This window comes from Amycolatopsis sp. NPDC102389, assembly GCF_044765885.1.
Classification (GTDB): Bacteria; Actinomycetota; Actinomycetes; order Mycobacteriales; family Pseudonocardiaceae; genus Amycolatopsis.
Window position 1 is genome coordinate 111900 of record NZ_JBIWKX010000011.1, and the last position, 18996, is coordinate 130895.

Annotated in this window: 28 protein-coding genes and 1 tRNA gene; 27 read left to right on the forward strand and 2 right to left on the reverse strand. The window is 69.8% G+C overall.

What is annotated here, in order from left to right; translation table 11 throughout:
• Positions 1 to 6 precede the first annotated feature (6 nt).
• The 27 genes from ACIRGA_RS13015 to ACIRGA_RS13145 all read left to right on the forward strand — a co-directional run bounded on the left by ACIRGA_RS13015 (position 7) and on the right by ACIRGA_RS13145 (position 17993).
• Positions 7 to 201: a hypothetical protein gene (locus ACIRGA_RS13015; protein ID WP_400940154.1), complete on the forward strand. Its 195-nt coding sequence runs from the start codon at positions 7 to 9 to the stop codon at positions 199 to 201.
• A gap of 25 nt (positions 202 to 226) precedes the next feature.
• Entirely contained in the window at positions 227 to 445 is a 219-nt protein-coding gene (locus tag ACIRGA_RS13020; protein ID WP_400940155.1) for a hypothetical protein, read from the forward strand.
• A gap of 2 nt (positions 446 to 447) precedes the next feature.
• The gene (locus ACIRGA_RS13025; protein WP_400940158.1) at positions 448 to 798 is read left to right on the forward strand and encodes a hypothetical protein; all 351 of its coding nucleotides are present in this window, start codon (positions 448 to 450) and stop codon (positions 796 to 798) included.
• 2 nt (positions 799 to 800) lie between these two features.
• Positions 801 to 998, forward strand: coding sequence for a hypothetical protein (locus tag ACIRGA_RS13030; RefSeq protein ID WP_400940160.1), 198 nt, complete (start codon positions 801 to 803; stop codon positions 996 to 998).
• A gap of 29 nt (positions 999 to 1027) precedes the next feature.
• Positions 1028 to 1246 (forward strand): hypothetical protein, encoded by a 219-nt coding sequence (locus tag ACIRGA_RS13035; protein WP_400940162.1) that lies wholly within the window; start codon positions 1028 to 1030, stop codon positions 1244 to 1246.
• Entirely contained in the window at positions 1243 to 1566 is a 324-nt protein-coding gene (locus ACIRGA_RS13040) for a hypothetical protein (RefSeq protein WP_400940164.1), read from the forward strand. Before ACIRGA_RS13035 ends, ACIRGA_RS13040 begins: the two co-directional genes overlap by 4 nt.
• On the forward strand, positions 1553 to 1825 hold the full coding sequence (locus ACIRGA_RS13045; protein WP_400940166.1) for a hypothetical protein: 273 nt from the start codon (positions 1553 to 1555) through the stop codon (positions 1823 to 1825). The genes ACIRGA_RS13040 and ACIRGA_RS13045 overlap by 14 nt, the downstream gene beginning before the upstream one ends.
• Positions 1818 to 2153: a conjugal transfer protein TraH gene (locus ACIRGA_RS13050; RefSeq protein WP_400940169.1), complete on the forward strand. Its 336-nt coding sequence runs from the start codon at positions 1818 to 1820 to the stop codon at positions 2151 to 2153. The genes ACIRGA_RS13045 and ACIRGA_RS13050 overlap by 8 nt, the downstream gene beginning before the upstream one ends.
• Entirely contained in the window at positions 2150 to 3307 is a 1158-nt protein-coding gene (locus tag ACIRGA_RS13055) for a conjugal transfer protein TraI (RefSeq protein WP_400940171.1), read from the forward strand. The genes ACIRGA_RS13050 and ACIRGA_RS13055 overlap by 4 nt, the downstream gene beginning before the upstream one ends.
• Positions 3308 to 3413: 106 nt before the next feature.
• The gene (locus ACIRGA_RS13060) at positions 3414 to 5720 is read left to right on the forward strand and encodes a DUF308 domain-containing protein (protein WP_400940173.1); all 2307 of its coding nucleotides are present in this window, start codon (positions 3414 to 3416) and stop codon (positions 5718 to 5720) included.
• Between the two features lie 246 nt (positions 5721 to 5966).
• Complete coding sequence (locus ACIRGA_RS13065; RefSeq protein ID WP_400940176.1) at positions 5967 to 6416, forward strand: hypothetical protein; 450 nt, start codon at positions 5967 to 5969, stop codon at positions 6414 to 6416.
• A gap of 19 nt (positions 6417 to 6435) precedes the next feature.
• Entirely contained in the window at positions 6436 to 6879 is a 444-nt protein-coding gene (locus ACIRGA_RS13070) for a hypothetical protein (RefSeq protein ID WP_400940179.1), read from the forward strand.
• Between the two features lie 118 nt (positions 6880 to 6997).
• Positions 6998 to 7375, forward strand: coding sequence for a hypothetical protein (locus ACIRGA_RS13075; protein ID WP_400940181.1), 378 nt, complete (start codon positions 6998 to 7000; stop codon positions 7373 to 7375).
• A complete protein-coding gene (locus ACIRGA_RS13080; protein ID WP_400940183.1) occupies positions 7372 to 8025 on the forward strand; it encodes an HNH endonuclease family protein in 654 nt (217 codons plus the stop codon). Before ACIRGA_RS13075 ends, ACIRGA_RS13080 begins: the two co-directional genes overlap by 4 nt.
• A gap of 33 nt (positions 8026 to 8058) precedes the next feature.
• Positions 8059 to 8292 carry a hypothetical protein gene (locus tag ACIRGA_RS13085; protein ID WP_400940186.1) on the forward strand — a complete coding sequence of 78 codons (234 nt, stop codon included), beginning with the start codon at positions 8059 to 8061 and terminating at the stop codon, positions 8290 to 8292.
• A complete protein-coding gene (locus ACIRGA_RS13090; protein ID WP_400940188.1) occupies positions 8289 to 8912 on the forward strand; it encodes a hypothetical protein in 624 nt (207 codons plus the stop codon). The genes ACIRGA_RS13085 and ACIRGA_RS13090 overlap by 4 nt, the downstream gene beginning before the upstream one ends.
• Before the next feature lie 220 nt (positions 8913 to 9132).
• Complete coding sequence (gene ssb, locus ACIRGA_RS13095) at positions 9133 to 9603, forward strand: single-stranded DNA-binding protein (RefSeq protein WP_400940190.1); 471 nt, start codon at positions 9133 to 9135, stop codon at positions 9601 to 9603.
• A 26-nt stretch (positions 9604 to 9629) separates the two neighbouring features.
• Positions 9630 to 9974: a hypothetical protein gene (locus ACIRGA_RS13100; protein WP_400940192.1), complete on the forward strand. Its 345-nt coding sequence runs from the start codon at positions 9630 to 9632 to the stop codon at positions 9972 to 9974.
• Positions 9932 to 10849, forward strand: a complete 918-nt coding sequence (locus ACIRGA_RS13105) for a bifunctional DNA primase/polymerase (RefSeq protein WP_400940193.1) — start codon at positions 9932 to 9934, stop codon at positions 10847 to 10849. The genes ACIRGA_RS13100 and ACIRGA_RS13105 overlap by 43 nt, the downstream gene beginning before the upstream one ends.
• 84 nt (positions 10850 to 10933) lie before the next feature.
• Positions 10934 to 11158 carry a hypothetical protein gene (locus ACIRGA_RS13110; protein ID WP_400940195.1) on the forward strand — a complete coding sequence of 75 codons (225 nt, stop codon included), beginning with the start codon at positions 10934 to 10936 and terminating at the stop codon, positions 11156 to 11158.
• A gap of 142 nt (positions 11159 to 11300) precedes the next feature.
• Positions 11301 to 11525: a hypothetical protein gene (locus ACIRGA_RS13115; RefSeq protein ID WP_400940198.1), complete on the forward strand. Its 225-nt coding sequence runs from the start codon at positions 11301 to 11303 to the stop codon at positions 11523 to 11525.
• Between the two features lie 75 nt (positions 11526 to 11600).
• Positions 11601 to 12119, forward strand: coding sequence for an RRQRL motif-containing zinc-binding protein (locus tag ACIRGA_RS13120; RefSeq protein WP_400940201.1), 519 nt, complete (start codon positions 11601 to 11603; stop codon positions 12117 to 12119).
• Entirely contained in the window at positions 12116 to 12652 is a 537-nt protein-coding gene (locus tag ACIRGA_RS13125) for an AAA family ATPase (RefSeq protein ID WP_400940204.1), read from the forward strand. The genes ACIRGA_RS13120 and ACIRGA_RS13125 overlap by 4 nt, the downstream gene beginning before the upstream one ends.
• On the forward strand, positions 12652 to 14238 hold the full coding sequence (locus ACIRGA_RS13130) for a DNA cytosine methyltransferase (RefSeq protein WP_400940207.1): 1587 nt from the start codon (positions 12652 to 12654) through the stop codon (positions 14236 to 14238). Before ACIRGA_RS13125 ends, ACIRGA_RS13130 begins: the two co-directional genes overlap by 1 nt.
• Before the next feature lie 55 nt (positions 14239 to 14293).
• Positions 14294 to 15880 (forward strand): YfjI family protein, encoded by a 1587-nt coding sequence (locus ACIRGA_RS13135; protein ID WP_400940209.1) that lies wholly within the window; start codon positions 14294 to 14296, stop codon positions 15878 to 15880.
• A gap of 456 nt (positions 15881 to 16336) precedes the next feature.
• Positions 16337 to 16636, forward strand: coding sequence for a helix-turn-helix domain-containing protein (locus ACIRGA_RS13140; protein ID WP_400940211.1), 300 nt, complete (start codon positions 16337 to 16339; stop codon positions 16634 to 16636).
• 13 nt (positions 16637 to 16649) lie between these two features.
• Positions 16650 to 17993: a tyrosine-type recombinase/integrase gene (locus tag ACIRGA_RS13145; RefSeq protein ID WP_400940214.1), complete on the forward strand. Its 1344-nt coding sequence runs from the start codon at positions 16650 to 16652 to the stop codon at positions 17991 to 17993.
• 92 nt (positions 17994 to 18085) lie between these two features.
• Here ACIRGA_RS13145 and ACIRGA_RS13150 read toward each other — a convergent pair.
• Together ACIRGA_RS13150 and ACIRGA_RS13155 are read right to left on the reverse strand one after the other, a co-directional pair.
• A tRNA-Ser gene (locus tag ACIRGA_RS13150) sits at positions 18086 to 18170 on the reverse strand.
• A 64-nt stretch (positions 18171 to 18234) separates the two neighbouring features.
• A complete protein-coding gene (locus ACIRGA_RS13155) occupies positions 18235 to 18990 on the reverse strand; it encodes a PP2C family protein-serine/threonine phosphatase (protein WP_400940217.1) in 756 nt (251 codons plus the stop codon).
• Positions 18991 to 18996: the final 6 nt, after the last annotated feature.

Consider the following 18996-nt stretch of genomic DNA (forward strand, 5'->3'; position numbering starts at 1 on the left):
CACGAAGTGACACCCGTCCCGCGCACCGACACGAACGACGTCGACCAGGGCCTGGTCGTGGTCGACGACCCGGCCGGGCTGGTGCTGGCGATCGACGCAGACTGCCCCGGCTGCGGTGGACCGGAACGCACGTTCACCGCGGCCACCGGCCTCTACGGCTGCACCCGCTGCGCGCACACCTCGGTCGAGCGCGATCACTGACCGCACTGTCCGGAAAGGACGTCCGATGTCCGAGCACTATCCAATTCCCGCGCCGGTCGACGACTCGCGGTTCACCTTCGGGTTGATCGTCGATGTCGCCGATGTCCTGATCCGCCACGGCTACCCGCCTTTCAGCGGCGGCAAGGACCACATTCGGCTGCGACAGACCCTGTTCGGGTTCTTGTACAGCACCTCCGCCCCGGCTTCGACCGGCCACGACGTCGTGACCGGAGAGGAGTGCTGACGATGCGGGACTTCACCGACGACCCGGCCGGCGCCGACACGTCGCGCGAGTTGTGGACCACCCCGGGCGAGGTGTCCAGCCTCATCCGCGAGAGCGCGGGTCGGCTCACGGCAGACCTGGTTACATCCGGCGTGTTCGCGGTGGTCGCGTGGCTGGCCGCCGACGCGGTCACGTGGCTGCTGGTGCTGGCGATCACGCTGGCCGCCCTGGCGGGTCTGCAAGCGATCTGGCACCTGGTGTTCCTGATCCGGGCCGCGCTGCGGTTCGCCGACGACCTCGACGACCAGGCCGCCCGCGACGCCAGCGGCCGCCGGATCCGTTTCCACACCGACTCACCGACCGAGGAGCACTGACCATGACCGACTTCAACGACACCACCGACACCGTGGCCGGTGTCCGGGTGGACATCGACCGCCTGGAGCGGGCCGCGCAGGCCCTGGCCGCCGCGAACTCGCGGAACTGGTCCAACGCCGACGTCCGCAACCTCTACCGCGGCCTGGCGCTGGCCACGGTCGGCGCCTATCTGGCCCCGACCGCGCCCGCCACCGACTGATCCGCCCCGACCTCCGAGGAGTGCTGACCATGAACGGACCTGCTCACTACCGCGAAGCCGAACGCCTGCTGAACGTCGTGCAGAGCGACGACACCCGACGTCTCCACCCGACCGACGTCGCCAGGATCAACGGGCTCGCGCAGGCGCACGCAACGCTGGCGCTCGCAGCCGCGACCGCGTTGTCCGGCGACCGGGACTCTGACACGGCGGCGGCATGGAACACGGTGGCGGGGGTGAAGCCGTCATGACGCCGGGGAGCGCTGGACCGTCCACACCGGACGCTGTCGCGCTGAACACGGCGGCGGGGCTGTTGCGGATGTTGCTGGAGCGCAACGGAACCTGGGTGTTGTGCAAGGTGTTCGCGGCGTTCGCGCTGTTCCTGCTCCTGCACATGGTCCGGATTCCGCTGATACTGCTGGTCCGGGTGCTGGCCGGGGTGATCGGCGAGCTGGACGGCTACACCACACGCCAGATCACCACCCCGCCGCGCGGGCCGATCAACCACTACTACGACCCCGCCACCACGACGGCGGCGGGGAGCTGGGAGCGCACACGTGTTCGGACGTAACCGTTATCTGTCCTATGTGGAGGCGTGGCGGGCGACGGCGCTGGCCGACTCGGGCTACGCGATCCGGCGCAACATCATCGTCGCGGCCGCGCTGCTGGGTATCGATCTGCTGGTGCTGGACGGGTACTGGCTGGCCTGGCCGGTCCGCGCGGTCGTGCTGTACCTGGTGTGGAACACCTGCCGGTGGGCGAAGTTCCGGTCGAAGGCACGCCGCGGCGTGATCTTCCCGGCGGAGGAAAGGAGGTGGCGCGATGGCTGAGCTGGAACGTCCGGCCCAGACCAGGCAGGAGAAAGCGGTGGCGTGGGCGGCGACCCATGCCGGGGAGCTGGCCGGCGTCGGTGCTCCGCTGATCGGCGGGGCGGTCTGGTCGCCGTGGCTGTGCCTGCTCGCGGTCCCGGGCACCGCGGCGTGGGTGGCCAGCGAGCTGCGGTTGCGGCGCACGACCCGCACCGCCCGCACCTCCATCACCACCACCGGGGCGCCCGCGCTGACCACCGCCCCGGCCGAACACGAGCAGCAGTCCACTGGCGACGGCGACCAGATCGCAGCGACCGGGAGCCCTGAGCGGAAGGAGGCGCACCGATGACCACGACGAACCTCGACCACCTCGACGGCGGGGACAACGGCGACCGGGAGTTCTCCGCCGGGCTCGCCGCGCTGGAGAAGCACCTGGCCGACGTCGCCGCCCAACCCGCTGAGACGGCCCCGCCGCCGGGTCCGCCCGCGCCGGACGAGGTCCCCGACAGCGGCCCCGCCACCTCCGAGGTGGCGGGGCCGGTTCGTCGGCCCGTCCGGACGCGGCGGGTGCAGCGGCGGATCGCCGAACACGCCGAGGCGCACCAGTTGCTGACGCTGGAGCACGACGACGCGCCGTTCGAGGTCACCTCCGACAAGGTCCGCGCCCGCCGCAAGGCGGTCGTGGAGGCCGCGCGGCTGTGGCGGCTGGACCGCGACCCTCGGGTGCTGGCCTACCGCGACGCGCGGATGGTCAAGCTGGTCACCAGGCTGGCGCTGGTGTCGCTGGTGCTCGCGCTGGCCTGGTCGACCGCCGGTGTCCAGGTGTTCGCCGCCGAAGGCGCGGCGAAGTGGTCTCCGCAGTGGTGGTTCGCGTGGCTGGTCGAACCGTTCTGCTCCCTGGCGCTGCTGATGGTCGTCGGTGGCAAGGCCTACCTCGCCACCCGCGGCCACGAGGTGGTCGACAAGGGCCTCGACCGCGCGGAATGGGTGTTCCTGTCCCTCACCCTCGGGATGAACGCCTGGCCGCACCTGCCCGGCATCGCCGCCGAGTTCACGGTGTCGTCGCTGGTGCTGCACATCCTCGGTCCCATCGTCGCGATGGCCGTGGTCCGCGCGCTGCCCCGCCTGCTGGCCGCGTTCCGCGGCCTGGCCCTCGACCTCGACGACCCACCGGCCACCGACCCGGACTCCGGATCGGACACCGCCGCCGCGACCGCGGTGACGGCCACTGAACAGGCGACGGAAAGGCCGGCCGCCGTCCGGGCCGCCCCGGCCCGGCGGACCGCTCCGGCGAAGCGGTCGGCGCGGTCGACGATCCCGGAACCCAAGCGCCGGGACATCACGCAACTGCGCGCCGAGTTCGAGAAGGCGCTCAAGGCGCGCCCGGACGGGTTCGACCCGGCCAACGGCGCGTCGATCATGCGCACCCTCAAGTGCGCGAAGAAGTACGCCAACCAGCTGCGTGACGAGTACCTCAACCGCCCGTCCGGCGGTGATGCCTAACCCACCCTCCCGCACGTCACCGGGCAGGGCCTGACCCCACCTTTCCCGGTGCGCGGTCCGGCCCTGCCCGGTGCTGCACGAGTCCGCACCGAAAGGGACCTTCGCGATGAACCCCACCGACCACAACGACACCCCCGAGTCCACGCCCGACACCGTCGTCGAGACCGGCTCCGAGTCCGCGCGGGAGTCCGCCGCGCCCGTCGGCGAGCTCGCGACGGTGCACCCGCTGCGCACCCGCCCCGACCAGCACGAGTCCACCGACTCGACCGACGGCGAGTCCGCGCCTCAGGTGGTCGAGGGACGCATCATCACCGAGCATGAGTACCGGCTGCTGACCGACCCGAAAGCACAGCGCGAGTGGCGCTACGCCGAGTACCGCAAACAGGCCGCGTGGCTCGCCCGCACCACGAAGACGGCGGTCACCCACGACCGGACGGTGCGGACGTTCAAGTTCGCCTGCCGCAACGCCCTGGCCTACCCGGTCGCGGGTGCGGGCGTGGTGATCCGGCGGTGGCAGGACACTCACGGCGCCACCCGGTATGAGCGGATGATGCGCCAGGCCGAAATGGACGGCAACCATGACCGGTTGCTGGAGTGGGAAGCCCGGGACGTGGCGGAGAAGCAGCGTCGCCACGACCGGGCCATGGACTGGGTGAAATCCCCGTGGGAGCTGGCGAAAGCCGCCGGGATCACGGTCGCGGCCGCGGCGCTGCTGCTGCTGGCGCTGGGTGTGATCCTGGCGGTCGCGGGCAAGGGCAGCGTCCTCGGGCCGATCGAAGCGGTCGTCGACGCGATCGCGTTCCTGGTGTGGTTCACCATCACCTACGGGGTGTTTCTGCTGGTCGGAGGCACTGCCGGGGTGGTGACCTACCTGTGGAACCTGGGCCGGACCCGCACCGAGGCGCCGGGCTGGTTCGCCCCGCCCGCGCCGAAGACGGAGATGGTGAACCTGACGCCGTCGATCATGGTGGCCGCCCTGCGTGACCTGGGCATCAAGGCCCTGCGAGACGCGATCAAGGCCGATCCGGACTACGGCGCGCGGATGCTCGGACCGATCACCCGCTACGGACCGGGCGCGCAGGTCGAGATCACCCTTCCGCCGCAGGTCACCGGCACACAGGTGATGAACCTGCGCGAAACCCTGGCCGGGAACCTGGACCGCAAGGCCCACGAGCTGCACTTCGAGCGCAGCGCGGACTCCGAACGGCAGATCACCCTATGGGTGGCGAATTCCGGGGCGCTGGACCGGAAACTGCCGGACTCGCCCATGCTGGACCCGGATTTCGGGCCGGTGGACATCTACCGCGACCGGATGCCGTGGGGCGTGGACGTCAAGGGCGACCCGGTGGAGCTGAACCTGCTCCAGCAGCACCTCCTGCTGGCCGGCCTGTCCAAGCAGGGCAAGACCGCCGCCGCGCGGGCCCTGCTGCTGTGGATCGCGCTGGACCCGTCCACCCGGATCCGGCTGGCCGACTTGAAGGGGTTCGGCGACTGGTCCATGTTCGAGGGCCTCGCCGAAGAGCTCATCGAGGGCGCCGGGGCGGAGAACTTCATCGCCACCTGCGACATGCTCGAAGGCGGCGAAGCCGAGATGCAGAACCGCTACGAGCGGTGGCGGGCCATGGGCCGCAAGGGCGACGTTGGCCGGGCAGATTCCCAGCCCGGGAGCGGTTTCGAGCCGCTGTTCATCGTGGTGGACGAGGTGCAGAAGCTCTACGGCTGCACCGTCGAGCACCCCGACGGCGGCGACATCGGCGGCAACGGCAAGAAATCCCGCGCCGCGCGGGCCGCACAAGCCCTGCACGACCAGGGCCGCGCGGTCAACGTCCACCTGATGCAGTTCTCGCAGAACCCGACGAACGCGAACTTCCCCGCGATCGTGCGAGAAGGCGCCATGATCAGGGCATCCTTGTTCGTCGGCACCGAGTCCATCGCGAAGATGGCCCTCGGTGAAGCCGCCGTCGACACCGGCGCGGCCCCGCACGCCCTGCGCGCCGGGCTCGACCGCGGCACCGTCGTCCTCGCACCGGGCGAGTCGATGGACCTGCCCAACGGCGCCACCCACACCACGGTCCGCACCCAGTTCATCAACACCGAACAGAGCCACACCATCGCTGACCGGGCAAAACAGTTCCGGGCGGGGATCGCGCACCGGGCCGTCACCCCGGCCGAGCGGGACCTGCTCGACGACCTGATCGCCGTGTTCGAGGCCGACGAGGACCGCGCGAAGGACACCGACCTGGTCGTCCGGCTGCGCAAACTCGCCGGACCCGGCTACCAGCCCTACGGCAAACGGCTCACCGGTTCCGGCCTGCGCGCCCAGCTCGACAACCTCGGTGTGGAGGTCAAACTGCGCGACGGCTACCACTGGGTTCAGTCACACAGCGTGCGCAACGTGGCGGCCGCCCGCTAGGCAGTGAGTGGACGTCACTTCCACGTCGAAACCCGCCCCAGACGACCGTCTGGGGCGGGTTTCCCACTGAATCCACTGGTCCACTGCCGCAACATCCTCGCTGATCACACCCAGTGGACCCGCCAAGTGGGCGCCCAAGTGGGGATCCACTGCCCCTGAGCCGATCCACTGGGCCGTCCACTGGCGATCCACTGGCCGCTCGCCACCACGGATATTACACACCGTCACGGATTGGGGGGTCTCGTCATGCCCAGATACAGCCCGGAGGAAGCGGCGCTGCTGGCGCTGGCCGCGCACGAGGTCGGGCACGCCGTCGCCTGCCAAGCCGCCGGGTTGCGAGTGATCGCGGTGCGGCTGTTCCCCGACCGTGGCTACGTCACGCACGTCGAAGCCGACCCCGCCGACCAGGACCAGGTCGACGGGGAACTGGTGACGCTGCTGGCCGGGCTGGAGGCCGGGGCCCGCTGGGCCCAGAAGCATCGCGGGCTGTGGCGCGGGGAGGCGCTGCGCTGGTCGCGCGGCTGCTCCGACTCGGACCTGGCGCTGTTCCGGCGCGCGAAACGGAACGCGTCGGTGTCGCCGTCCCGGCTGGAATCCCGCGCCCGGTCCCTGGTCGCCCAGCAGTGGGGCCGGATCGATCGCCTGTCCCGCAAGCTCGCCGACTCCGGGCGCCTGTCGCCCGGCCACTTCACCTGACCACGAGAGAGGTTTCGTCATGGGGTTGTTCAGTCCTGCCCGCGATCCGCGAGATCCGGAACAGCTGGCGACCGCGGTGCATGAGCTCGGTCACGCGTGGGTCTGGAAAGACGCCGGATTCACGGTCACCGAGATCCGGTTCCTGGGCGATGAAGGCTGGGTCAGCCTGGCCAAGCTCCGGGAAGCGGACTGGGATCAGCAGGCCATCAGGGACTACGCGATCGGCTGCTGGGCCGGTTTCGAGGCCGAAGACCGATGGCGACGCGCGCACCACCTCAAGCCCGCCAGCCGTGGGCACGCCGCGCACGACATCAAGCTCTTCAAGAACTTCGCCAAGGAACTCAAGCCCGCTCTGTCGGAGGGCAAGGCCCGGTCCCTCGCCCGTGATCGAGTCGCCCGCCGCTGGTCGCAGATCCAGCGGCAGGCCCCGGTCCTGGTCCGCGACAGCCGGATCTCGATCTGACCCGGCTGTCCCCGATCGGGACCGTTCCCGCCCCTTCACCACACGTTCGCCGGACCGGCGGCAGGCGCTCGACGCCCCGCCGGTCCGGCGGAACCCCATCACCGCAAGGAGGTTCTTCATGTTCCTGCCCATGCCCGACCTGACCGACACCGACGCGTTCGCCTGCCTCGGAGTCCGCCGCCCCACCGTGATCCTGCACAACCACGACGTGTTCGCGGTCGGGTTCACCCGGCCCGACGTCGCCCGGGACGCCGTCGAGGCGGCCGCCCTGGACCTGTGGATTCCGATGCCGACGCGGGCCGACGCGGGACGGTTCCGGCTGGTGTGGTTCGCCTACACCCACCCCCTCCGCCAAGGCGACCCGGCGATGCGCCGCGCCGCGCCCGGCGAGGACGGCGCGTTCCCGGTGATGATCTGGCGCGAGGCTGACATCGACGACGCCTGGGTCACCGAACAAGACCGGGTCGCCGCGCGCCGGACGGCGGTGGCGGCGTGATCGCCCGCACGATCGGCGTGCTCGCCGTCGCCGCCGCGGTGGCGTCGACCCCGGCCGGATGCCGCGACTCGAGAACCCCGTCGACCGCGAAGCCGACGCCGGCCGCCGCCGACCACGGCACCGCGCGGATCGACGCCGCCGCCGTCCAGGCTCAGCTGGCACGGTTGCGGGTCGCCGTCGAGGACACCGGCAACGTCTACCGGCGGACCGATTGGCCGCACTGGGAGACCGTCTCCGGCGCCTGCGACACCCGCGAACACGTCCTCACCATCCAGGGCAGCGGGGTGACGACCGGCCCCGGCTGCAAGGTCACCGGCGGCCGGTGGGTCTCGCCCTATGACGGGATCACCGTCACCGACGCGAAAACCCTCGACGTCGACCACGTCGTCCCGCTCGCCGAAGCCGCCCGCTCCGGCACCCGTGGCTGGTCCCGCGCCGACCGCCAGCGCTACGCCAACGACCCGGCCGTGCTGGTCGCGGTCACCGCGAAGTCGAACCGGTCCAAAGGCGACTCCGACCCCGCGAAATGGCTGCCCGCCAAGGACAAGTGCGGCTACCTCGCCCGCTGGGTCGACACGAAAACCCGCTACCGGATGACCGTCGACCAGGCCGAGCGCGACGCGACCGCCGCCGTGCTCCGCCGCTGCTGAAAGGAAGTTCCGCCGATGTCGAGTGTTCACCTGATGACGACCTACGACGCGAACGGGGAGGAGGTCGCCGCGGTCTGCTCGTGCTGGTTCGGCGAGTCGCACGTCGGGGAAGCGCGCCGGGGTCATCCGGTCGTCGGCGCGGCGATCAGCGCCGGGGCCCCGAATGCCCTGCCGGGTCACCAAACCTGGACGGCCGCCCATGGCTGCGAGTGCGGGTTCGCGTGTCCCTCGATCGCCTACTGGCTCGCGCACCTGGAGGCCCTGTGACGAACGGGAAACCGGCCATGCACGGCCTCTACGAGGAAGTCGCGGCGACTGCCGGGGTGTATCAGCCGCTGCTGGTGCCGCCCGCCGGAACCCGCCGGGTCGACGCCGTCCGGCTGCTGGTGGCCGCCTGCACCACGCGGGTGGCGATCACCGCCGCCATCCACCAGCCCGTCGACGGGACGCCGCGGTTCACGCTCATCCGCGATCCGAGCGTCTCCGACGGCGCACCGGGCATCGGCGACTACACCGCGATCGCCGCCTCACTCAAGGACAACCACGGCTGGCGCGTCCTGGAAAGCGGGGATCCGAGCCTGCCGGTCACGGTGATGCTCGGCTTGCGCGAGGGCTACGGCAAGCAGGCCGCGGTGCACGACGCGGCGGAAGTCCGTGCCCTGCTCGGCTTCTACGGCGCCACCGGGGTGTACGTGTCCGAGGTGCACCTGATGTGCGCGCGGCACCTCGACGACCAAGTGCGGGTCTACGACGAACCCGGTGTCCTGATCGTCGGTGGCGAGCCGATCGTGCCCGCCGCCACCGGTACCGCCGCCCGGTTGCGCCAGCGCCGGTTCGTCGTCACCGACCGGGACCAGAACCGCACCTACGCCCTACGTCACCGGTGACCGCCACCGGGCCGGTCAACGACTGCCACCGTGACCGGCCCGGTGTTCGCACGCGATCACCCTGCCCTTTCCCGACCGGGGGCCCTTGACCCGGTCATCCACCAAAACGCCCTTTCGGTGCCGCCATGCAAAAACGTCACCCGAAAGAGGCGGCCATCGCTCGCGCCCCGGCCGCTGCTGGCCGGGGCGCGTGTGCGTCTACCCGAAGGAGAAACCTGTCATGGCTGGACTTCCCGAGATCACGATGGCCGGGACCCTGGTGGCCGAACCGGAGATGCGGTTCACCCCGGCCGGGGCCGGGGTGTGCTCGTTCACCCTGGTCGCCAACGACCGCCGCCTGAACAAACAGACCGGCGAGTGGGAGGACGCGGGGGCGACGTTCCTGCGCTGCACCGCGTGGCGGCGCCAGGGCGAGAACATCGCCGACCACTGCCACAAGGGCGACCGGCTGCTGATCACCGGCGAGCTCAGGCAGTCCGAATGGAACGACAAGACCACCGGCGAGAAACGCTACGGCTTCGACGTGCAGATCACCGAAGCCGCGGTGTCGACGAAGTTCCACCCCGCCAAGGCGATCCGCGCCGAACGCTCCACCGGGCAGGGCAGCGGGACCGGCGCGGGCGCGTGGGAGACGGCACCGGCCGCGCCCGCTGGGGGCGGGGGCGGTTTCTCCGATGAACCGCCGTTCTGACCCGGGGCCCCTGGTGAGCACCGGTCATGAGCGAGCCCGGGAAGTACCGCGCCGCCGACATCGCGGCGTGGCTGACCAGTCGGCACGAGACCGGTCCCGATGCCGCGCTGCGGTGCGGGCGAGTGGTGGCGGAGGCGTGGAACAACCGCGAGTTCTACGCCTCCGCCACCGGCTTACCGGTCACCGCGTTCCTGCGCGCCACCGGCATGCGCCGCCCGGGAATGCGGGTCGACGACGTGCTCGACGCGCTCGCCCGGCGGTTCGGGGTGCACCTGCACGACTGCCCCGCGTGGGAACGGGATGTGTTCTGGCGAAAGGAGACTGACCGATGCACGACGCCCAACGGCGGACGCTCCTCGACATCGCGCTGAGCATGGCTGGCAGAGGATGGTTCGTATTCCCGGTCATGCCGGGCCGGAAGTGGCCGCCCGCCTGGCATCGCGAGGAACGCTGTCCGGGACGCGGGCCGTGCGGCGCCGGGCACGTGGTCCCGGAAACCCTGGCCACCACCGACCCCGAGGTGATCGAACGGGTCTGGTCGCGCGAGCCGTACAACGTCGCGGTCTATCCCGGGAAGTCCGGGCTGCACGTCGTCGACTGCGACGTCCGGAAACCGGCGGAGCCGGCCGGGCCCGACGGCTGGGACGAACTCCAGACGCTGGCCGCCGACCGGGGCGGGCCGTTGCCGGACACGTGGACGACCACGACCCCGACCGGCGGCCGCCAGCTCTGGTACGCGACACCACCCGGGTGCCGCCTTCCCTGCACGGTCAAGCACATCGCGCCCCACGTGGACACCCGAGGCTGGGGTGGCTACGCGCTCGCCCCGGGCTCGGTGCGCCAGGACGGGGCCTACGAGCTGTTCGACGACACCGACCCGCCGGAACTTCCGGGGTGGTTAGTCCAGGCCTCGCTCAAAACCCTCTCCACGGCCGCCTCAGCGGGCAAGGAGAAGCCCGTAGCGGCGCCGACCGCCTACGTGGCCCGCGCGGTGGCGGGCGAGACCGACCGTGTCCGTGCGGCCCCGTCAGGGCAGCGGAACAAGGCGCTCTCGACCGCCGCCTACGCCCTCGGTCAGCTCGTGGGCGCCGAACTGCTCGACCTCGCCCACGCCCGCGCCGAACTCCAGGCCGCGGTCACCGCGTGGAACACCCCCGAATCGCTGGCCAAGGACTTCGGGGTCATCGACACCAGCCTGCGCGCCGGGAGCCGCAACCCGCGCCGCGTCAACCGGAAAGCGGCCTGACCCCAGGCCGACCGCACCACCAACCCACACACGCCCGGCCGTCGACCGGCGGCCGGAATCACCGCACCGGAAGGAAACACCCTCATGTCGAACGACCGTTTCGAGTGGACCGTCAAGGGCAACGAGACCGTGCACGGCGGCTTCAAGCGCACCGCCGCCGAGGCCTGGACCGTCGCGGGCAAGCGCGCCGCCGGACAGCTCAAGAGCAGCATCGACTCGGCTGCGATCACCGTCAACGGCGACACCATCTCCGTCACCAAGAACACTCTCGCCCGGGAAATCGCCGCCAAGGTCAAGGACAGCAAGTAGTCCTCTCTGCTGGGTCGGCGCCTCGCTGACCGTGTTCTCCTCCTGAGCCTCCCGCCAGCTCACCACGGCACCCGCACCACCAACCCACACACCCCGGCCGTCGACCGGCGGCCGGAATCACCGCACCGGAAGGAAACCCGCCATGCCGAACACCAACGTCGCCTGGTCCGTCAAGGGCAACACCTTCGCCAAGACCGGTCGCAAGCCCACCGCCGAAGACGCGTGGACCGCAGCGCGTGACTACGCCGACCCGCGCCTCAAGGGCGTCGGCGACATGGTCGCGATCACCGTCAACAACGTCACCACCTCGGTCACCAAGGCCACGCTCCACAGCGTGGTCCGCGAACGCATCGCCGCCAGCAAGTAGCCCGGAATCCCCGTTGTGAGGGCCCGCGCAGCATCGGCTGCGCGGGCCCTCCCCGTGCTGCCCGGGAGGACAGCGATGGCACGCCAATACCCCTGGGTGCTCGCGGCGGTGCCGTGGTCGCCCGATCTGGAATACACCCGCGGCCGCCTCTACGGGAAACCGTTGCTGTCGCACAACACCGCGCCCCGCCACCTGCTCGCCACCCGCCGCCAGCTCCGGGCCATCGGGAAGCGGCCGGGTGGTCAGGACCCGGTGGCGTTCCTGTACTTCCGGTGCCGCAAGGCCGGGAAGACCGTCTTCGCCAACCTCTACCTCATCGACCAGGCCAAGCCCGTCCGGCCGATGACCCCCGGCCGGCGAGCGGCACTGGCGAAGGCGATGGCCGCCCGCCGCACCTGCCGCGAATGCCGGGAGACCGGCTACGCCGAACTCCCCAAAGCACACCGCACCTGCGAAGCCTGCCTCTACAGCGCCGGACTCGACACCGACTCCTATCTGCACGAGTTCCTGCACGGCGAACCCACCCTCGACGCCGCCGAGCACGCCGCCCTATCCACCCACCACCACAGCATCGGATGGGAGCTCGCCGCATGACACCGACCCTGATCGCCATGATCGGCCCAGCCGGGGCCGGGAAAACCACCTGGCGCACACGACACGCCCCGCCGGGGGCGGAAGTGGTGTCGCTGGACGGGATCCGTGCCGCGCTGTCGCCGTGCGGCTGTTCGGCCGACCAAGCGGTCAACGACGCCGCGTTCGACGCCGGAATCGCTACCACCCACTGGGTGCTGGCCGCCGGAGGCACGGTCCTCTGGGACGCGACCAGCTACCTGCCGCAGTTCCGGACCGAACTGCTCGACCTCGCCCAGGAATACCGGGCCCACACGGTCGGGCTGGTGATCCTGCCGCCGCTGCTGACCGTGCTGGCCCGCAACGGATCCCGGGACGCCACACCCTGCCCGGACTGCGGATACGCCCGACGCGTCGCCGACCACGTCGTCTGGCGGATGCACCACGACATCGCCACCGCGGTCCCGCACCTGCACCGCGAGGGCTGGCACGAACTCCGGTTCCTGGCCCTGCCTCCCTACCTGCACACCCGCCAGCACCGACCCGAGGAGAGCTGATGTACACGACGTATCACGAGTTCGCCGGGTTCGGCGGCGACACCACCGGCGTGCTCGCCGTCCCCGGCACCGAGGGCATCCTCGCGGCGAACCACGACCCGATCGCCATCGCCACCCACGGGCTGAACCACCCGGGGATGGACCACTACCGCGGCGACATCGCCAAGGCCGACATCGGCGGGTTCCCGCGCGTGGACTTCTTCTGGGGCTCACCGGCGTGTCCGCCGTGGACGGACGCGCGCGGGGTGAAACGGGACTTCGACCAGAACCTGCAAGGTGTCCTGTTCGACCCCAAGACCGGGCCGAAGGCGCTCGACCCCTCGGTGGCGCGGGCCCGCGCGCTGATGGAGGAGATCCCGCGCTACCTGCGCGCGATGAACCGGCGCGGCAAACCCGTACTCGGGGGCGTCGTGGAGAACGTGGTCCAGGTCGTGAAGTGGTCGGAGTTCAAACGCTGGCGCCGCGAGATCGAAGCCGAGGGCTACCGGACCTGGGTGATCGCGCTCAACGCCATGCACGTCACCGGCCCGACGCTGGGGAAGGTCGCGCAGTCACGGAACAGGTTCTTCCTCGGCTACTGCCACAAGAGCCTCGGACGCGTCCCGGACTGGGACAAGTGGCTGCGACCCAAGGCCTACTGCTCAGGCTGTGACGAGATCGTGGACGCGATGCAGGTGTTCAAGAAGCCCACGGATGTGATGGGCGTCTACGGCATCCGCAACGGCCAGTACGTCTACAAGTGCCCGCACCGCAAGTGCCGCAACCAGATCGTGGAGCCGGAGGTACAGGCCGCGTCGTCCATCATCGACTGGAGCCTGGACCCGGGGCAGCGGATCGGGGAACGGGTCGACGACCGCGGCCGGCCGGACCCGCTCACGCCGAAGACCATGGCGCGGATCGAAGCCGGGCTGGAGCGGCACATGGGCGCGCTGCTGGCCCCGGCCGGAGGCACCTGGCGCCAGCACGCCACCTCGGTCGACGAACCGATGCCCACCAGGACCACCCGGGAAACCGACGGCCTGGTGTGCCCGCCGCTGCTCGTCTCGTGCGCGGCACGGGCCGGGGTGGGGACCGCGATCACCGTCGACCGGCCGATGCGGTCACAGACCTGCCGCCGAGAGACCGCGGTCGTGGTGCCGCCGTTCATCTCCATCCAGCGCAACGGCGGCTCCGCCAAAACGGCCTACCCGATCGACGGGCCGATCCCGACCGTGTCCGCCGGAGGCAACCACCACGGCCTGGTCGGCCCGCCCGCCGAAGGTCGGGAGCTGGCGCTGCTGATGTCCTACTACGGCAACGGCGGCACCCACCGCACCGACCAGCCGATCGGGACGCTGACCACCAAGGACCGCTACGCCCTGCTCGGCGGCGAGGGCCCGCCGGTCGACAAATGCACCTTCCGGATGCTCGAACCGCACGAGATCGGCGCCGGGATGGGCTTCCCGCCCGGCTACAAGATGTCCAGCAAGGTCAAACGCGCACAGGTCCGCGGCTACGGCAACGCCGTCCCGCCCGCCATGGCCGAAGTCCTCGCATCCGCCCTGATCGAAACCTTCTCCGGCGAGCCGCTGGAGCCCGCCGCATGACCCGGTGCGGCTCGAACCCGCACCACAGCACCACCAACGACCGCGGAGGTACGTCATGTCCGCAGAACCCGCCACCAACATCCGGGACTTCCCGGAACGCCCCGCCCCCGACGGAACCCTTGTGCCTGCCAGCGAAGACGGAATCTCGCCGTGGCCGGACCGGCCCGCGCCACTGTCGAACCTGCGTGCGCTGTCCCGGTTCCCGAGCGAGGCGCTGCCGGGGTGGCTGGCGGACTTCACCGACGCGGTCGCCGAAACCATGCAGACCCCGGTCGACCTGCCCGGCGCGCTCGCGCTGGCGACGCTGTCGACGGCGGCCGGGGGCCGGGTGATGGTCAAGGTCCGTGACGGCTGGGCCGAACAGACCACCCTGTTCACCGTCGTGATCATGGAACCGTCCGCGCGGAAGTCGCCGGTGTTCACGCTGATGACCGAACCCATCCGGACCCTGGAACGGACGTTGCGGGAGGAAGCCCGCCACAGCATCGAGACCGCGCGGATGCAGCAGCAGATGGCCGAATCCGCCCGCGACAAAGCGCAGAAGAAGGCCGCCACGATCACCGGGGAGGAACTCACCGACCAGCAAGCACAGGAAGAGGCCATCGCGGACGCGGTCGACGCCGCGTTGCAGGCCGACGCGATCGCGATCCCGCACCCGCCCCAGCTGATCGCCGACGACGTCACACCGCAGAAGGTCGCCACCATCCTCGCCCAACAGGACGGCCGGCTGGCCGTGCTCTCCGATGAGGGCACGATCTTCGAGATCGTCGCCGGACGCTACTCCGGGAACGTCAACGCCGAAGTGTTCCTCAAGGGCTACTCCGGAACCGAACTCCGGGTCGACCGCGGCGACCGCTCCGAATACGTCGCCCGGCCCGCGCTCACCCTCGGACTGACGATCCAGCCGACCGTGATCGAGGACCTGCCGCCGAAACTCCGGGGAAACGGGTTCCTCGCCCGCATCCTGTTCGCCCGCCCCGTCCCGCTGTCCGGCCGCCGCAAGATCCGGCCCGACCCGATTCCACCGGAGGTCGCCGACGCCTACACCGCCAAAATGCTCGCCATGGCCACCGCGCTGCACGGCTTCGACGAGCCCGTGACGCTCACGTTCTCCCCGGCCGCCGACGACCTCATGGCGGAGATCGAAGGCACGATCGAACCGCGGCTCGACCCGACCGGTGGGGAATGGGCCGACATCGCTGACTGGGCCGGGAAACTCGCCGGGCAGACCGCCCGGATCGCCGCGCTGCTGCACCTCGCCGAATACCCGCGCACGGCGTGGAACAACCCGCAAATCTCCGACACCACCGTCGCGAACGCGTGGCGCATCACCCAGTACTACGCCACCCACGCCCAAGCGACCCTCGAATACATCGGCCAGGACGACACCATCCGGATCGCCCGCCGCATCCTCGACCGCATCAGCCGCCGCGACTGGGAACTCGGAGACCGGTTCACCATCCGCCAGGCATTCCAGAAGATCCGCACCAAGCAAATGAAGACCGACGAATTCAAACGCGGGCTGGAACTGCTGGCAGATCTAGGGCACGTCGCCGCCGAAGCCCAGCCCGAACGCGCCAGCAAAGGAGGACGACCACCCAGCCCGCACTACTGGCGCCACCCGATCTACCGCACCACCTGACCCACCCCGCCAGAACGGGGTGCACACACAACCCACAGAACCCTCACAACCTCCGAGCCCGCCCGTTTCCACAGGTCACGGGCGGGCCCGCGAGGTGTTCCCGCGTCGCACAGAACCTCGCACAGAACATCTGTGTGCACACAAAACCCCCGCCGCCGCACGCACCACCGAACCCGACCAGCCGCCACCGACAGTCACCGAAACAGCCCTCGGGGCCGAGTCCGACGACCCGGACCCGAGGTTCTGTGTGTGCGCAGAAGTTCTGTGCACAGTTCTGTGCGACATCGACACCCTCGCCAGAAACGTGCCCTGAGCTGCACAGAGGCCCCGACTTACGAGGTTGTGAGGGTTTTGTGCGTTCTGTGCGCACCCCTCACTTGCGTCGCCGCTGGTAGACCACGCACCGCAATCGCCGTCGGTGGCGTTCTTGTCGTGCTCGAACGAAGGGAGCCCGCCATGTCGCAGGCCATCAACCTTGCACAGCTGGCAGAGCAGATCGCGCAGCTGGCTGCTGCGGTCGCAGAGCAAGCCCGCATGCCCGATCCGCCGACGCCAATCCGGCCGCTCCCGCAGCGGACTCTGCTCACTGTCGAGGAGGCGTCCGAATACCTCGGGATCGGCCGCACGACCGCTTTCAAGCTCATCGACAGCGGCGAATTGCAGTCTGTGACGATCGGGCGGTTGCGCCGGATTCCTGTTTCCGCAGCGGACGAATACGCGGCATCGCTCATCGAACGCCAGTGCAAGAGCGCCTGAGAGGACCTAATACGTGGCAAGGAAAAAGCGCCCTGAAGGCTCGCGCAATCCGAACGGTCAAAGCACCGTCTATTTTGGCGCGGATGGATACTGGCACGGCCGTGTCCAAGTCGGTTTCAAGGACAACGGCGACCCGGACCGCCGTCACACCATGTCGAAGGATGAGAACTACGTCCGGGATCGGGTTCGTGAGCTGGAGAACGAGCGTGACGAAGGAAAGGTGAAGAAGGCTGGCCAGAACTGGACGGTAGAGAGCTGGCTGAACCACTGGCTGTACGAGATCATGGCGCCGCCCACGATCAGCGAAAGTGCTTGGGACGCCTACGAGGTCGCATGCCGAGTGCACCTCATTCCCGGCGTCGGCGCCTTCCGGCTACAGCGCGCCCATGCCGAGAACAATCTTGAACCGCAACACCTGAACAAGCTCTACCGCAAGATGCAGAACGCTGGTCTGAAGCCAGCCACCGCACATCAGGCGCACCGGACGATCCGTGCCGCATTGAATGAAGCGAAACGCCAGAAGATCATCACGGAGAACCCGGTGGACCTCGCTCGCGCCCCACAAGTCGAAGAGGAGGAAGTCGAGCCGTACGACGTCGACGACATCCAACGCCTGCTGGAAACCGCCGATCGCAAGCGGAACAGCGCGCGATGGGCCATCGCGCTGGCACTCGGGCTGCGCCAAGGCGAGACCTTGGGAATCCAATGGAAGGACGTCGACTGGGCCGAGTGGGACCGGCCCTGCAAGGAACACAAGGTTGAGTTCTGCGAGGACTGCGTCGATCTCTACTCGCCAGACATCGCGGTACGGCGTAGCCGCCAGCGACCGAAGTACAAGCACGGGTGTACGACGCCCTGCGGACGCAAGCACGCGGGCTACTGCCCCCAGAAGGTCAACGTCAGGAAGGAGACGAAGAAGACCAAGTCGCGCGCCGGGACCCGTTACGTCGGGCTGCCTTCACAGCTCGCGCTTCTGCTCGTCCGGCACAAGGCCGCTCAGGATGTCGAGCGCGAGCTCGCGGCGGAGATGTGGACGGAGACCGGCTACGTCTTCACCACGCCGACTGGTGGGGTGATGAGCACGAACACCGACTACCACCACTGGAAGGCCCTGCTGCGCGAAGCGCGAGTCGATGAGCGGCGTCTGCACGACGCGCGACACACCGCGGCCACGGTTCTCCTGTTGCTGGAGGTGCCCGAGCGGACCGTCATGGCCATCATGGGGTGGTCGAGCAGCAAGATGGCCGCCCGGTACCAGCACGTCACGGACCGTATCCGGCGTGGTGTGGCTGGCCGGGTCGACGGCCTGTTGTGGACCGCGAAGGGCGACAACGGCAATACCGGAAAGGTGGCCTGATCAGGGGCAACTGAGACTGGAACTGAGACTGAGACGGAAAACGCCGGGTAGCCCTGAGGCGGGCTACCCGGCGTTTTGCCTGGTTACTGCGGCGGAGGATACAGGATTCGAACCTGCGAGGGCGTGAACCCAACACGCTTTCCAAGCGTGCGCCTTAGGCCGCTCGGCCAATCCTCCGTGGGGAACGATACCGGATGCCGTTTCGCCCCCGCGAAGGCGGGTCTGACCTGCGTTTGTGGCTTCAGGCGGACGCGGGCACGGTGTTGTCGACAACGTCCGCCACGACGCAGGTGATGTTGTCCGGTCCGCCGCCTTCGTTGGCCAGGTCGATCAGCCTCGGGACCGTCTCGGCTGGATCTTGGAAGGCCCCCAAGACGTCCTTGATAACGGTTTCGACAACCGTTGCCGTTAACCCGTCCGAGCACAGCAGGAGACGGTCGCCGGGGACGGCGTCGAAGGCCCAGATGTCCGCTTCGCCGCTGCCGGTGCTCAAGAGCGCCTTCATGAGCAGCGAGCCGCGAGGATGTCCCTCGACCTCTGAGGGGTCGATGCGTCCGTCGTCCGCGAGGGCCTGCGCGAGGGTGTGGTCGCGGGTGAAGCGCTGAAGCGTGCCGCCGCGGAGGAGGTAACCCTTCGAGTCGCCGATGTGGGCGGCCGTGAAGTGCGAGCCGTCGAACAGCAGCGCCGTCAGGGTGGTGCCCATGCCCCGCGTCTCGGGCTCCTGCTCGGCCGTCGCGGCCAGCCGGTCGTCGATGGTGCGAAGGCCGCCGGTGAGCACCTCGACCAGGTCGACGTCCGCGAGGTCGAAGCCGCGGAGGTCCGCGTCGAGCCGGGACAGGACGCCGACCGCTTCGGCGCTGGCGACTTCGCCGTGGGGCTGCCCGCCGATGCCGTCGGCGACCGCCAGCATCCTGGTGCTGGCGTAGACCGAGTCCTGGTTGACCTGGCGGCGCCGTCCGACGTCCGAGCCGGCGGCGTACCGAAGGGTGTACCTCATGGCTCC